The sequence below is a fragment of the Burkholderia sp. 9775_39 genome (assembly GCF_015712225.1).
Taxonomy (GTDB): Bacteria; Pseudomonadota; Gammaproteobacteria; order Burkholderiales; family Burkholderiaceae; genus Burkholderia; species Burkholderia cenocepacia.
Map to the genome: position 1 here is coordinate 53,710 of NZ_JACCQC010000028.1, position 13,188 is coordinate 66,897.

The 13,188-nt window shown below is 69.4% G+C and carries 11 protein-coding genes; 6 read left to right on the forward strand and 5 right to left on the reverse strand.

The window, feature by feature from the left end; translation table 11 throughout:
* Positions 1 to 73: 73 nt before the first annotated feature.
* Positions 74 to 415: an ISC system 2Fe-2S type ferredoxin gene (fdx, locus tag H0X90_RS28945; protein WP_006478392.1), complete on the forward strand. Its 342-nt coding sequence runs from the start codon at positions 74 to 76 to the stop codon at positions 413 to 415.
* A gap of 19 nt (positions 416 to 434) precedes the next feature.
* Complete coding sequence (gene iscX / locus H0X90_RS28950) at positions 435 to 644, forward strand: Fe-S cluster assembly protein IscX (protein ID WP_006478393.1); 210 nt, start codon at positions 435 to 437, stop codon at positions 642 to 644.
* Between the two features lie 142 nt (positions 645 to 786).
* Here the strand turns inward: iscX and H0X90_RS28955 are convergent, their stop codons facing one another.
* From H0X90_RS28955 to H0X90_RS28975, 5 genes are all read right to left on the reverse strand, one after another.
* Entirely contained in the window at positions 787 to 1,515 is a 729-nt protein-coding gene (locus tag H0X90_RS28955; protein WP_006498621.1) for a glycine zipper 2TM domain-containing protein, read from the reverse strand.
* Between the two features lie 347 nt (positions 1,516 to 1,862).
* Positions 1,863 to 3,389 carry a lysine--tRNA ligase gene (lysS, locus tag H0X90_RS28960; RefSeq protein ID WP_006485977.1) on the reverse strand — a complete coding sequence of 509 codons (1,527 nt, stop codon included), beginning with the start codon at positions 3,387 to 3,389 and terminating at the stop codon, positions 1,863 to 1,865.
* 73 nt (positions 3,390 to 3,462) lie between these two features.
* A protein-coding gene (gene prfB / locus H0X90_RS28965) for a peptide chain release factor 2 (RefSeq protein WP_012492708.1) occupies positions 3,463 to 4,567 on the reverse strand; the annotation gives its coding sequence in 2 pieces (ribosomal slippage) (positions 3,463 to 4,485 and positions 4,487 to 4,567; 1,104 coding nt in all).
* A 153-nt stretch (positions 4,568 to 4,720) separates the two neighbouring features.
* Positions 4,721 to 6,418, reverse strand: a complete 1,698-nt coding sequence (gene recJ / locus H0X90_RS28970) for a single-stranded-DNA-specific exonuclease RecJ (RefSeq protein ID WP_077188727.1) — start codon at positions 6,416 to 6,418, stop codon at positions 4,721 to 4,723.
* Positions 6,419 to 6,432: 14 nt separating this feature from the next.
* Positions 6,433 to 7,509, reverse strand: a complete 1,077-nt coding sequence (locus H0X90_RS28975; RefSeq protein WP_043206045.1) for a hypothetical protein — start codon at positions 7,507 to 7,509, stop codon at positions 6,433 to 6,435.
* Positions 7,510 to 7,658: 149 nt separating this feature from the next.
* Here H0X90_RS28975 and H0X90_RS28980 point away from each other — a divergent pair, with 149 nt between their 5' ends.
* The 4 genes from H0X90_RS28980 to H0X90_RS28995 all read left to right on the forward strand — a co-directional run bounded on the left by H0X90_RS28980 (position 7,659) and on the right by H0X90_RS28995 (position 13,056).
* On the forward strand, positions 7,659 to 8,912 hold the full coding sequence (locus H0X90_RS28980; protein WP_006483000.1) for a lipoprotein-releasing ABC transporter permease subunit: 1,254 nt from the start codon (positions 7,659 to 7,661) through the stop codon (positions 8,910 to 8,912).
* Between the two features lie 55 nt (positions 8,913 to 8,967).
* Positions 8,968 to 9,663 carry a lipoprotein-releasing ABC transporter ATP-binding protein LolD gene (gene lolD / locus H0X90_RS28985; protein WP_006482997.1) on the forward strand — a complete coding sequence of 232 codons (696 nt, stop codon included), beginning with the start codon at positions 8,968 to 8,970 and terminating at the stop codon, positions 9,661 to 9,663.
* A 67-nt stretch (positions 9,664 to 9,730) separates the two neighbouring features.
* Positions 9,731 to 10,519 carry a TatD family hydrolase gene (locus tag H0X90_RS28990; protein ID WP_077188728.1) on the forward strand — a complete coding sequence of 263 codons (789 nt, stop codon included), beginning with the start codon at positions 9,731 to 9,733 and terminating at the stop codon, positions 10,517 to 10,519.
* A 56-nt stretch (positions 10,520 to 10,575) separates the two neighbouring features.
* Complete coding sequence (locus H0X90_RS28995; RefSeq protein WP_077188729.1) at positions 10,576 to 13,056, forward strand: DNA internalization-related competence protein ComEC/Rec2; 2,481 nt, start codon at positions 10,576 to 10,578, stop codon at positions 13,054 to 13,056.
* Positions 13,057 to 13,188: the final 132 nt, after the last annotated feature.

Sequence of the window (13,188 nt, forward strand, 5' to 3'; positions counted from 1 at the left end):
ATCGGCCGGCAACGGCCTGCGCGATGATGAACCGTGCGGCGCGTCGCGCCGCACCCTGACTGACGGAACGGACATGCCTCAACTGGTGGTGCTGCCTCACGTCGAACTGTGCCCGGATGGCGCAGTGATCGACGCGACGCCCGGCAAGAGTATCTGCGACAACCTGCTCGATCACGGGATCGAGATCGAGCATGCATGCGAGAAGTCGTGCGCATGCACGACGTGCCACGTGGTGATCCGCGAGGGCTTCAACGATCTGACGCCGTCCGAGGAGGACGAGGACGATCTGCTGGACAAGGCGTGGGGCCTCGAGCCGACGTCGCGCCTGTCGTGCCAGGCGATCGTGAAGGAAGATTCGGACCTGGTGGTCGAGATCCCGAAGTACTCGATCAACCACGCGAAGGAAAACCACTGACCGAAACCGGAGGCAGGCGATGAAATGGACCGATTCGCGTGAAATAGCCATTGCGCTGGCGGACAAGCACCCCGACATCGACCCGCAGCGGATCAACTTCGTCGACCTGCGCCAGTGGGTGCTCGAGCTCGACGGCTTCGACGACGATCCGACGCACTCGGGCGAGAAGATCCTCGAGGCGATCCAGGCACACTGGATCGACGAATCGGATTTCGACGACGAGGACTGACCGACCGGCCAGCGGGTGCGCGGCAACGGTTACGCCGCGCCCATGAAAAACGGCTCGTGAGCGTTTGCTCACGAGCCGTTTGCGTTTTCGGCGAGCCCGCACACGACAAGCGGGCAGGGGCGCTGGCACTACATGATCCGCTTCAAGCGCCGACCAGCGTGCCGTTCTCGATCCGCACGCGCTGACCTTGGCCGAACGGCGGCGGGTTGCGGTACGTGAACGTGCGGGTCGCGCCGCTTTCCATCTGCACTTGCACCTGATAGTCGGTTTCCGCGCGAACCTGCTTCTCGACCTGGTTGCCGGCGAGGCCGCCGCCCAGCGCGCCGATGATCGTCATCGCGGTGCGGCCGTTGCCGTGGCCGAACTGGTTGCCGAGCAGGCCGCCGGCCGCCGCGCCGCCCACGGCGCCGATCCCCGAGCTCTGGCCCGGCGTGCGCATCTGCGTGATCGACACGACCGTGCCGCAACTCTGGCAGTAGGTTTGCGCAGGCGCCGACGGCTGCTGCGCGTATTGCGGCGGTTGCGGGGCGGTCGTGTGACGGCGGTGCGGCGCAGCCGGGCGCGGCGCGGGCTTCGGCTCGGCCTGCGCGACGGCGGCCTTCTGCTGCGCGGCGGCCTGTTCCGCGGCCTGCCGCTGCGCTTGCGCGGCCAGCGCGGCGCTGGCGGCCGCGGCCGTATCGACGGCCGGCTGCGACGCGATCAGCGCAGCCTGGGTCTGGCCGTTCTGTTCGTTGCTGCTGGTGGCTTTCGGGAAGACGCCCGTGATCGCTGCCGTCGCCGCGAGGCTGGCGACGATGACGGCGCCCGCCGCGGTGGCGATGAGCGGGTGGAGGCGTTGCTTTTGCGGCGTGGTCTGAGTCTGGTTGTCCATTTTCTTCTCCAAGGTCGATCCGGATCGGCGCGCTGCGCCGGAGCAGGATCCCACGCTCGGGAGCGAGCAGACTTGGCGTTCCTGCGCCTCGTTCTGGTCCCGTGGTCATGCGTGGTGACGCAAAAGGAGTGTCGTCCACCGCCAGACGGCGCGCCGTATCAAGGTGTAACGAATTGCAGCGGGGCATTGGCGGCCGTTTCCGGGAAAACCCGGAGAAGCGCGTCGCGACGAGGGAATAAAACGGGGAATGATCGAGGGCCGACAGACGCCGGCTGGCGGGATTTACGCGTCGTTACAAAGCCGACGCGTGCGCGCCACGGGGCGCGGCGCACACGCGGTCGCGGCCGTCAGTCTTCGCGGCGCAGATGCGGGAACAGCAGCACGTCGCGGATCGTCGGGCTGTCGGTCAGCAGCATCACGAGACGGTCGATGCCGATCCCGCAGCCGCCGGTCGGGGGCATCCCGTATTCGAGCGCGCGGATGTAGTCGGCGTCGAAGAACATCGCTTCCTCGTCGCCCGCATCCTTCTGCTCGACCTGCTTCTTGAAGCGCGCGGCCTGGTCTTCCGGATCGTTCAGCTCCGAGAAGCCGTTCGCGATCTCGCGGCCGGTCATGAACAGCTCGAAACGCTCGGTGATGCCCGGCACCGTATCCGATGCGCGTGCGAGCGGCGACACCTCGACCGGGTAGTCGATGATGAACGTCGGTTCCCACAGCTGCGCTTCGGCCGTTTCCTCGAACAGCGCGAGTTGCAGCGCGCCGATGCCGGCGTTCAGGAACGCCGGCTGCGACACGTCGACGCCGAAGCGCTTCAGCTCGGTGCGCAGGAACGCGTCGTCCGACAGCTGGCCGTCGGTGTAGTCCGGTGCGTACTTCTGGATCGCCTGCGTGATCGTCAGGCGATGGAACGGCTTCGCGAGGTCGAGCTCGCGGCCCTGGTACTGGATCGTCGCGGTGCCGAGCGCATCGATCGCCGCCTGGCGGATCAGTTGCTCGGTGAAGTCCATCAGCCAGCGGTAGTCGGTGTACGCGGCGTAGAACTCCATCATCGTGAATTCCGGGTTGTGACGCGGCGACACGCCTTCATTCCGGAAATTGCGGTTGATCTCGAACACTCGCTCGAAGCCGCCGACGATCAGGCGCTTCAGGTACAGCTCCGGCGCGATACGCAGGAACATCTGCATGTCGAGCGCATTGTGATGCGTGACGAACGGCTTCGCGGCCGCGCCGCCCGGGATCGGGTGCAGCATCGGCGTCTCGACTTCCATGAAGTCGGCGTTGTCCATGAACTTGCGGATCGACGCGATCGTCTTCGTGCGGGCGCGGAACGTGTCGCGCGTTTCCGGCGTGACGATCAGGTCGACGTAGCGCTGGCGATAGCGCATTTCCTGGTCGGACAGGCCGTGGAACTTGTCCGGCAGCGGCCGCAGCGCCTTCGACAGCAGGCGCAGCTCCTTGCACTGGACCGACAGCTCGCCCTTGTTGGTGCGGAACAGCACGCCGCGCGCGGCGACGATGTCGCCGAGGTCCCACTTCTTGAACGCGTCGTAGGTCTCGGCGCCGACGTCGTTCGGCGTCACGAAGAACTGGATCTGGCCCGAGCCGTCCTGCACCGTCGCGAAGCTCGCCTTGCCCATCACGCGCTTGAGCATCATGCGGCCGGCGACCGACACCTCGACCGGGTTCGCTTCGAGCGCGGCCTTGTCCGAATCGGCGAATTTCGCCTGCAGGTCGGCTGCGTGGTGCTCGGGGCGGAAGTCGTTCGGGTAGGCGACGCCTTGCTCGCGCAACGCGCGCAGCTTCTCGCGGCGCTCGGCGATGATCTGGTTTTCGTCCGCCGTGACGGCGGGCTGCGTTTGGGTCGGTTCGGTCATGATGGTCGGAATTCGGAGTGGGGTGCGGCAACGCAAACGGAAAGGGCGGCGCGGGCCGGCCGCGCCGCGGCGCTTACACGCCCTGTTTGAGGCTTGCGCTGATGAAGTCGTCGAGATCGCCGTCGAGCACCGCCCGCGTGTTGCTCATTTCGACGTTCGTGCGCAGGTCCTTCACGCGGCTCTGGTCGAGCACGTACGAGCGGATCTGGTGGCCCCAGCCCACATCGGTCTTGCTCGATTCGAGCTTGTCCTGCTCGGCCTGGCGCTTGCGCATTTCGACTTCGTACAGGCGCGATTTCAGCATCGCCATCGCTTCGGCGCGGTTGCGGTGCTGCGAGCGGTCGTTCTGGCACTGCACGACGATGCCGGTCGGCATGTGCGTGATCCGCACCGCGGAGTCGGTCTTGTTGATGTGCTGGCCGCCCGCGCCCGACGCGCGGTACGTGTCGATGCGCAGGTCGGCCGGGTTGATCTCGACTTCGATCGAGTCGTCGATTTCCGGATAGACGAACACCGACGAGAACGACGTGTGGCGACCGCCCGACGAGTCGAACGGCGACTTGCGCACGAGGCGGTGGATGCCCGTTTCGGTGCGCAGGAAGCCGTATGCGTATTCGCCCGTGACCTTGACCGTCGCGTTCTTGATGCCGGCGACGTCGCCGTCGGACTCTTCGAGCACTTCGGCCTTGAAGCCCTTGCGCTCGCAGTAGCGCAGGTACTGGCGCAGCAGCATCGACGCCCAGTCGCATGCCTCGGTGCCGCCGGCGCCGGCCTGGATATCGATGAAGCAGTTGTTCGGATCGGCCGGGTTCGAGAACATCCGGCGGAACTCGATGTCGCCGACGCGTGCTTCGAGCTTCGCGGCGTCTTCTTCCGACGCGAGAAGCGTGTCCTCGTCGCCTTCCTCGCGCGCCAGCTCGAACAGGTCGAGCGCGTCGCGCAGGTCGCTATCGAGCGCGGTGAGTGTCGTGACGACGCCTTCGAGCAGCTTCTTCTCGCGGCCGAGCGCCTGGGCGTTCTTCGAATCGTTCCAGACGTTCGGGTCTTCGAGTTCCTTGTTGACTTCGGTCAGACGCGCAGCTTTGGCGTCGTAGTCAAAGATACCCCCGAAGCTCGCCCGCGCGATTGCGCAGGTCGAGCAGGGAGCTTTCGATCGCGTTGAGACGTTCCGCTTCCATGATCGTTCGCTGTTCCGGCTTCGTAAAAAAGCGGAATTATAGCCGATCGGCGGGGTTGCCCGGTGACGCAAACGGTGCTCGCACGCGTGTCGACGGCCCCGTCCGGCGCGGCGCGCACGCGTGCGGCGGCGCGGTGCGGGACGGTCGGCCCGCTCAGCCGGCCGCGTGTTCGACGATCAGTTGCACGCGCGTGACGCCGTTCCACGTATCGGCGACGAGCCGGTACGCGACCAGCGCGCTCGCCGGCAGCGGCTCGGTGTGGTTGAACCAGATCGCGTTGAAGCGCTGACGGCCGCGCGCCAGCTGCAGCTTCAGGTGCTTTTCCTTCACGAGCGACTGCGACACGACGTCGAATTCGCCCGAGAAAAGCGGGGCCGGAAACCCTTGCCCCCACACGGCTTCGTCGAGCAGGCCGACGAACTGCGGCGTGAAGTACGCGTCCTCGAGTTCGCCGTCGGTCTCGATCACGCGGGCGAGCGCGTCGTCGGACAGCCATTCGCGCGCGACGGCCTCGAACGCGGCCGCGAAGCGCGGCACGTTGTCGGTGTCGAGCGTGAGGCCGGCCGCCATCGCGTGGCCGCCGAACGCGACGATCAGGTCCGGTTCGCGTTTTGACACGAGGTCGAGCGCGTCGCGCAGGTGGAAGCCGGCGATCGACCGTCCCGACCCCTTGACCCGCCGGCCTTCGTCGTCGGCGTGCGCGAACGTGAACGACGGGCGGTGGAATTTCTCCTTGAGCCGGCCGGCGACGATGCCGATCACGCCCTGGTGCCACGCGGGATTGAACAGCGTGATCGTGCATGCGTCGGCCGGATCGACGTCGGCGAGATCGGCGAGCGCCTGCTGCTGCATGCCGGCCTCGATTTCGCGGCGCTCGCGGTTCATCACGTCGAGCTGTTGCGCGAGATCCCACGCGCGGCCGATGTCGTCGGTGATCAGGCATTCGATGCCGAGCGACATGTCGGACAGCCGACCGGCGGCGTTCAGGCGCGGGCCGAGGCCGAAGCCGAGGTCGAAGCCCGACGCGGTGCGCGCTTCGCGCCCGGCGGCGCGGAACAGCGCGGCGATGCCCGGCTGCATGCGGCCGTTGCGGATGCGCTGCAGCCCCTGCGCGACCAGCACGCGGTTGTTGCCGTCGAGCCGCACGACGTCGGCGACGGTGCCGAGCGCGACGAGGTCGAGCAGGCCGTCGAGGCGCGGCTCGGCTTCCTTGCTCGTGAACGCGCCGCGGCGGCGCAGCTCGGCGCGCAGCGCGAGCAGCACGTAGAACATTACGCCGACGCCGGCGAGGTGCTTGCTCGGGAACGCGCAGCCGGGCTGATTCGGGTTGACGATCGCGCGCGCGGCGGGCAGCGCGTCGCCCGGCAGGTGGTGGTCGGTCACGAGCACGTCGATGCCGCGCGCGTTCGCGGCTTCGACGCCGGCGACGCTCGCGATCCCGTTGTCGACGGTGATCAGCAGGTCGGGTTGGCGCGCGGCCGCGAGTTCGACGATCTCGGGCGTGAGGCCGTAGCCGTATTCGAAGCGGTTCGGCACCAGGTAGTCGATCTGCGCGCCGAACATCCGCAGGCCGCGCACCGCGACCGCGCAGGCGGTCGCGCCGTCGCAGTCGTAGTCGGCGACGACCAGCAGGCGCCGCTTGTCGGCGATCGCGTCGGCGAGCAGCACCGCCGCATCGGCGCAGCCTTTCAGCTCGGTGGGCGGAACGAGGCGCGCGAGCGCGGTCTCGATGTCGACGGGCGACTGCACGCCGCGCGACGCGTACAGGCGCGCGAGGACGGGGTGCAGACCGTGGCGCGCAAGCGCTTCGGCGTCGGCGGGCGCGACGGGGCGGGTAACGATCCGGGTCATTCGGGGTCTGCTGGTTATTCGAACAGGGAGGCGAGCGCGCGGCGGCGCCAGAACTTGCGCAGGTCGCCGCGCGTCGCGTGCAGCGTCACGGAGCTCGTGTCGCCGCACAGCGTGACATCGACGGCCGCCAGCTCGCCGTTCTGCAGCGCGGCGAGCGCCGGCGCGAACCAGTCGCGCTCGAGCGCGGCGAGCCCGTCGTGCCAGCGCGCCCAGTCCTGCTCGATGAACGGGGTGGTCAGCGCCGGCAGCTCGACGAGCGTCGCGCCATCAGTGGCCGGCAGCGCGCCGAACGTCGCGGGCGGGCGGGCGGCTTCGGTTTGCGCGGCGCGTGCGAGGCCGAGCGCGGCGGGCGACGCGGACAGCACGCGCGCGAACGGCTTGCCGACCGGCTTCAGCGTGCCTTGCGCATGGAACCAGATCGAATTGACGGCCGGCAGCCCACGCGCCTCGCGGGCTTCGTTGACCGGATGCTGGAACCACGCCATCTGCACTTCGTTCTGCAGTTTCATCCACATCCGCGAGCGCTCGCCCGTATGCGCCTCGTGCGGCAGCCAGATCTCGATGTTGCGGCCGCTGGCGCGCAGCGGCGCGGCGCCGGCGAGGCGCGCGAGCTGGTCGCTCGACAGATACCAGCGCGCCGGGTTCGGCGCTTCGAGCCGCACGCCGAGCTCCTCGATCAGCGGCCGCGCGACCGCGAGCAGCGCGGCCGCGTCGCCGTCGTCGAGCGCGAGGGCCGCCGGATCGACGAGCACCAGGTGATCGTGCGCGATTTCGACGTGCACGGGCTCGACGCACGCCCATGCGTGCGTGCCGGGATCGCCGCCATCGGCCAGCAGCATGTAGGGCGCGAGCGGCGCTTCGTCCGCGGCGTTGCCGTGGGTGGCGCCGAACCGGCTCGCCAGCCAGCGCTCGTGCGGCAGCGTGCGCTGGAAGTCCTCGCCGGCCACGCGCTCGACGAGGCTCGCGCGGGCGAGCAACTTCTGGAGCGCGGGGCTGTCCAGCGTGTGCAGGGACGAGGCCGCATCGGCCGCCGACGGCAGCGCGAACGGAACGAGAAAATGGAGGCGTCGGTCGTGCATGATGGTGCGCATTGTATGGCAAACTGCGCGCGTGATCGGGCCGGCTGACGGCCCGATCGCGTCCGGCGGCCGTTTTTCGACCGTGCCCGGGCTGCCGGCCGCCACCCGGCGGCGGTCCGGCCGCGGCGCGCCTCCCGCCGTAACCAGCAGAAAGGATTCGCTTGAAACTTCCGTACGAATGGCAGATCGGCTGGCGCTACACGCGCGCCGGCAAACGCACGACCGGCAACGGCTTCATTTCCTTCATCGCGCTCGTCTCGATGCTCGGGATCGCGCTCGGCGTCGCGGCGCTGATCGTCGTGCTGTCGGTGATGAACGGCTTCCAGAAGGAAGTGCGCGACCGCATGCTGTCGGTGCTCGCGCACGTCGAGGTGTTCTCGCCGACGGGCTCGATGCCCGACTGGCAACTGACCGCGCAGGAAGCGCGCCGCAATCCGTCGGTGATCGGCGCGGCGCCGTACGTCGACGCGCAGGCGCTGCTCACGCGCCAGGACGCGGTGAGCGGCGTGATGCTGCGCGGCGTCGAGCCGTCGCTCGAGCCGCAGGTGTCCGACATCGGCAAGGACATGAAGGCCGGCCAGCTCGGCGCGCTCGTGCCGGGCCAGTTCGGCATCGTGCTCGGCGACGCGCTCGCCGGCAACCTCGGCGTGACGGTCGGCGACAAGGTCACGCTCGTCGCGCCCGAAGGCTCGATCACGCCGGCCGGCATGATGCCGCGGCTGAAGCAGTTCACGGTGGTCGGCGTGTTCGAATCGGGCCACTACGAATACGACAGCACGCTCGCGATGATCAACATCCGCGACGCCGAGGCGCTGTTCCGGATGAGCGCGCCGACCGGCGTGCGGCTGCGGCTCACCGACATGCAGAAGGCGCCGCAGGTCGCGGTCGAGCTGTCGCATACGCTGTCGGGCAGCCTGTACATCCGCGACTGGACCCAGCAGAACAAGACGTGGTTCTCGGCCGTGCAGATCGAGAAGCGGATGATGTTCATCATCCTCACGCTGATCATCGCGGTGGCCGCGTTCAACCTCGTGTCGTCGCTCGTGATGACCGTGACCAACAAGCAGGCCGACATCGCGATCCTGCGCACGCTCGGCGCGCAGCCGGGGTCGATCATGAAGATCTTCGTCGTGCAGGGCGTGACGATCGGCTTCGTCGGCACGGCGTCCGGCGTCGCGCTCGGTTGCCTGATCGCGTGGAGCATCCCGTGGCTGATTCCGATGATCGAGCACCTGTTCGGCGTGCAGTTCCTGCCGCCGTCGGTGTACTTCATCAGCGAGCTGCCGTCCGAACTCGTCGCGAGCGACGTGATCCGGATCGGGCTGATCGCGTTCGCGCTGTCGGCCGTCGCGACGCTCTATCCGAGCTGGCGCGGCGCGAAGGTGAAGCCGGCGGAGGCGCTCCGCTATGAATGACCGCGCGACCGCATTCGCGGATTCACGACAACACAACAGACAGGATTCGGCAGGTATGCAGGAATACGTGCTTCAGGCGCGCGGGATCACGAAGGCGTTCGTGCAGGGCGGCTTCAACGTGCAGGTGCTCAACAACACCGAGCTGACGGTGCGGCGCGGCGAGAAGCTCGCGGTCGTCGGCGCGTCGGGCTCCGGCAAGAGCACGCTGCTGCACGTGCTGGGCGGGCTCGACGAGCCGAGCGCCGGCGAAGTGTCGCTGCTCGGCAAGCCGTTTACGCAGCTCGCCGAGCGCGAGCGCAACGAGCTGCGCAACCGCGCGCTCGGCTTCGTCTACCAGTTCCATCACCTGCTGCCCGAGTTCACCGCGCTGGACAACGTCGCGATGCCGCTGCGCATCCGCCGGATGACGACCGAGGACGCGCGCGCGCAGGCACAGGCGATGCTCGAACGCGTCGGTCTCGGCCCGCGTGCGAAGCACCGGCCGGGCGAGCTGTCGGGCGGCGAGCGGCAGCGCGTCGCGATCGCGCGCGCGCTGGTCACGAAGCCCGCGTGCGTGCTCGCCGACGAGCCGACCGGCAACCTCGACGGCACGACGGCCGACACGGTGTTCAACCTGATGCTCGAACTGTCCGAGACGCTCGAAACGAGTTTCGTGATCGTCACGCACGATCCCGATCTCGCCGCGCGCTGCGACCGCATCATGCGGTTGCGCGACGGCGTGCTGCACGAGGAGCCGGCGCTGCCGGTGTAAAAAAGCAGCGCCTTTTGGGCCGGCCGCCGGTTCGTCCGGCACGGCGCAAGGGCGCGGGACTGCTGCCATGTGGATCGACACGCACTGCCATCTCGATGCCGCCGAGTTCGACGCCGACCGCGACGCGATCGCGCAGGCTGCGAGCGCGGCCGGCGTGTCGCGCATCGTGATCCCGAGCATCGGGCGCGACAACTTCACGACGGTGCGCGAACTCGCGCAGCGCACGCCGGGCGCCGTCTATGCGCTCGGCATTCATCCGATGTACACGCCGCAGGCGCGCGATGCCGACCTCGATCGACTGCGCATGGAGATCGAGGCGAGCCTCGACGATCCGCGTTTCGTCGCGATCGGCGAGATCGGGCTCGACTATTTCGTGCCGGGGCTCGACGAAGACCGGCAGCAGTTCTTCTACCAGGGCCAGCTCAGGCTGGCGCGGGAATTCGACTTGCCGGTGTTGTGCCACGTGCGCAAGTCGCAGGACCGCGTGCTGGCCGGGCTGCGCCGTTTCGGCGTGCGGCGTGGCATCGCGCATGCGTTCAACGGCAGTTTCCAGCAGGCCGAAGCGTATCTGGCGCAGGGACTGCATCTCGGCTTCGGCGGCAACGTGACCTTCACGCGCGCGCGGCAGATTCGCCGGCTCGCCACCGAGTTGCCGCTCGACGCGCTCGTCGTCGAGACCGACGCGCCCGACATCGCGCCCGAATGGGCATACAAATCCCGCAATACGCCCGACCAGGTGCCGCGCATCGGCGTCGTGCTCGCCGAATTGCGCGGCCTCGATACTGGCGAATTGGCCGTCTGCACTTCGGCTAACGCGCTCGCCGCGCTGCCGCGACTCGCACTTTCGTCCGCATAATCGTTGCCGGAAGGCACCTTGTTGGCAGGGTGGCGCCGGGTCGACGAGGAGGCGGAATGCGCGTGGGGTGGATCGCGTTCGCGCTCGGCGTCGTCGTGCTGCAGCGGCAGGCGGCGTTGCCGGGGGCGGTCGCATGGACGGTCGGAGCAGCCGTGCTCGCGGGCTGCGCGGTGCTGGGCGCGTGGTGCGTGCGTCGAAGGCGCACGCGTGCGGTCGTTGCATGCGGATGGATGCTGTGGGCGCTCGCGGCCTGCGTCGCGGGGTTCGGCTATGCGGCCGCGCGAGCGGAATGGCGCCTGAGCGACAACCTGCCGACGGAATGGGAAGGGCGCGACATCGTCGTCACGGGGGTGATCCGCGGGCTGCCCGTCGTTGACGAGACAGGCGCGCGACTGCTGTTCGCGGTCGAATCGAACGATGCGGGGCTCGCGCGTTTTCCGCCATTGATCCGGTTGTCGTGGCGCGCGTATGGCGCAGCCGCGCCACGCGACGCGCTTCCCGATTGGCGGGCGGCCCAGCGCTGGCGTTTCGTCGTGCGTCTCAAGCGTCCGCATGCCGAGGCCAATCCGGGCGTGCGCGACAGCGAGGCGGCGTGGCTCGCCGCGGGCATTCGTGCGATCGGCTATGTCAGTGCGCCGCGTCGGGCGGCATTGCTCGACGCGCGCGCCTCGGGATGGCGCGCGTCGATCGACCGGGTGCGCGACGCGCTGCGCACGCGCATCGGCGAGGTGCTCGGTACCGATGCGGCGCATCGCGGCATCGTCGCCGCGCTGGCGATCGGCGAGCAGTCGGGCATCGGCGAGGATGACTGGCGCGTACTGCGCAACACGGGCACGAGCCACCTGGTCGCGATTTCCGGTCTCCACGTCGGGCTGGTCGGCGCGCTCGCCGGCTGGCTCGTGTCGATGCTCTGGCGCCGCGTGCGCTGGCGCGGGCGGGCCGCGACGCTCGTGCTGCCGGCGCCGTATGCGGCCGCGCTCGCCGCGTTGGTCGCCGCGGCCGGCTACGCGGCGCTCGCCGGCTTCAACGTGCCGGCGCAGCGCGCGTGGTGGATGATCGCCGGCGGCGGCATCGCGTATCTGGCCGGCCGCAGCGTGCCGACGTCCGCGGTGCTCTGCGCGGCGCTCGGCGGCGTGCTGCTCGCCGATCCGTGGGCCGTGCTGTCGGCTGGCTTCTGGCTGTCGTTCGGCGCGGTCGCCGTGATCCTGCTGGCCGTCGCCGGCTGGCGCGCGGTGCGTGAAGCCGACGAAGCCGGCATGGAAGGCGGCGCGGCCGATTGGCGGAGCCGGTTGCGCGCGTGGACGACGCGCTGCGGACGCCGCCTCGCCGACGCGACGCGCGTGCAGTACGCGGTGACGATCGGGCTCGCGCCGCTCACCGCCGCGTGGTTCGCGCAGGTTTCGCTGTCGGGCCCGTTCGGCAATGCGTTCGCGATTCCGTGGGTCAGCTCGGTCGTGACGCCGGTCGTGCTGGCCGGCATCGCGTTGCCGCCGCCGCTCGATGCGGCGGCCTTCCGGCTTGCGCATGCGGCGGTCGAACCGATGATGACGCTGCTCGGGCACCTGGCCGACTGGCCGGCCGGCGTGTTCTGGCTGCGCATGCCCGACTGGCCGGTGCTGGCGCTCGCATGCGTGGGCGTCGCGTGGGTGCTGATGCCGCGCGGCTGGCCGTTGCGCTGGGCGGCGCCGCTCACGTGGCTACCGCTCGTTGCGCCTGCGCCCGATGCGCCACCGCCCGGCGGCTTCCGGATGACCGTGCTCGACGTGGGGCAGGGCGCGGCGGTGCTGGTCGAAACCGCGCGGCGGACCTTGCTGTTCGATGCGGGCCCGGGTGCGGAATCGTCCCACGCCGGTACGCGGATCGTCGCGCCGGCGTTGCGGGCGCGCGGCATCTCGACGATCGATTCGCTCGTGCTCAGTCATGCGGATGCCGATCATGCGGGCGGCGCGGCGGCCGTTTATGCGGCGGCCGACGTGCGCCAGTTGCTGGCCGGCATTGCGCCGAAGAGCCGGCTGTGGCGCGACGCGCAGGCCGCCGGCGTGGCCGATCGGCTGCCGTGCGCGGCCGGGCAGCGCTGGACCTGGGACGGCGTCGCCTTCACGATGTTGTGGCCGCCGGGCGGCCGGAGCGCGGGTTCGTCGAACGGGCAGTCGTGCGTGCTGCGCATCGACGCGGGCGGCACGTCGGCACTGCTGACGGGCGACATCGAGGCCGGCGCCGAGCGCCGGCTGGTGGCCGATGCGCGCGATGCGCTGGCCGCGCAGATCCTGGTCGTTCCGCACCACGGCAGTCGCACGTCGTCGATGGAGCCTTTCCTCGATTCGGTCGGGCCGCGCGTCGCGGTATTTCCTGTAGGCTATCGCAATCGTTTCGGGCATCCGCACCGGACCGTGCTGGCCCGCTACGAGGCGCGCGGGATTCCGCTGCCGCGTACCGATCGCGACGGCGCCGTGCGGTTCGACGTCGCGCCGGCCGGCGGCGGGTTCGGATTCGCGCGCTATCGCGACGAGCGGCGCCGCTACTGGATGGACCGGTGAGCGCGGCGAAGGCCGGCGTATCAGGATAGAGAACTCGGGGCCGGCGTGCCGTGCGTGGTGCCGACGGAGTACGAAGCATGGGGTGGGAGCAAGTGCTGAAGCACCAACGCCCACCGACCGCGAAGCATGGGG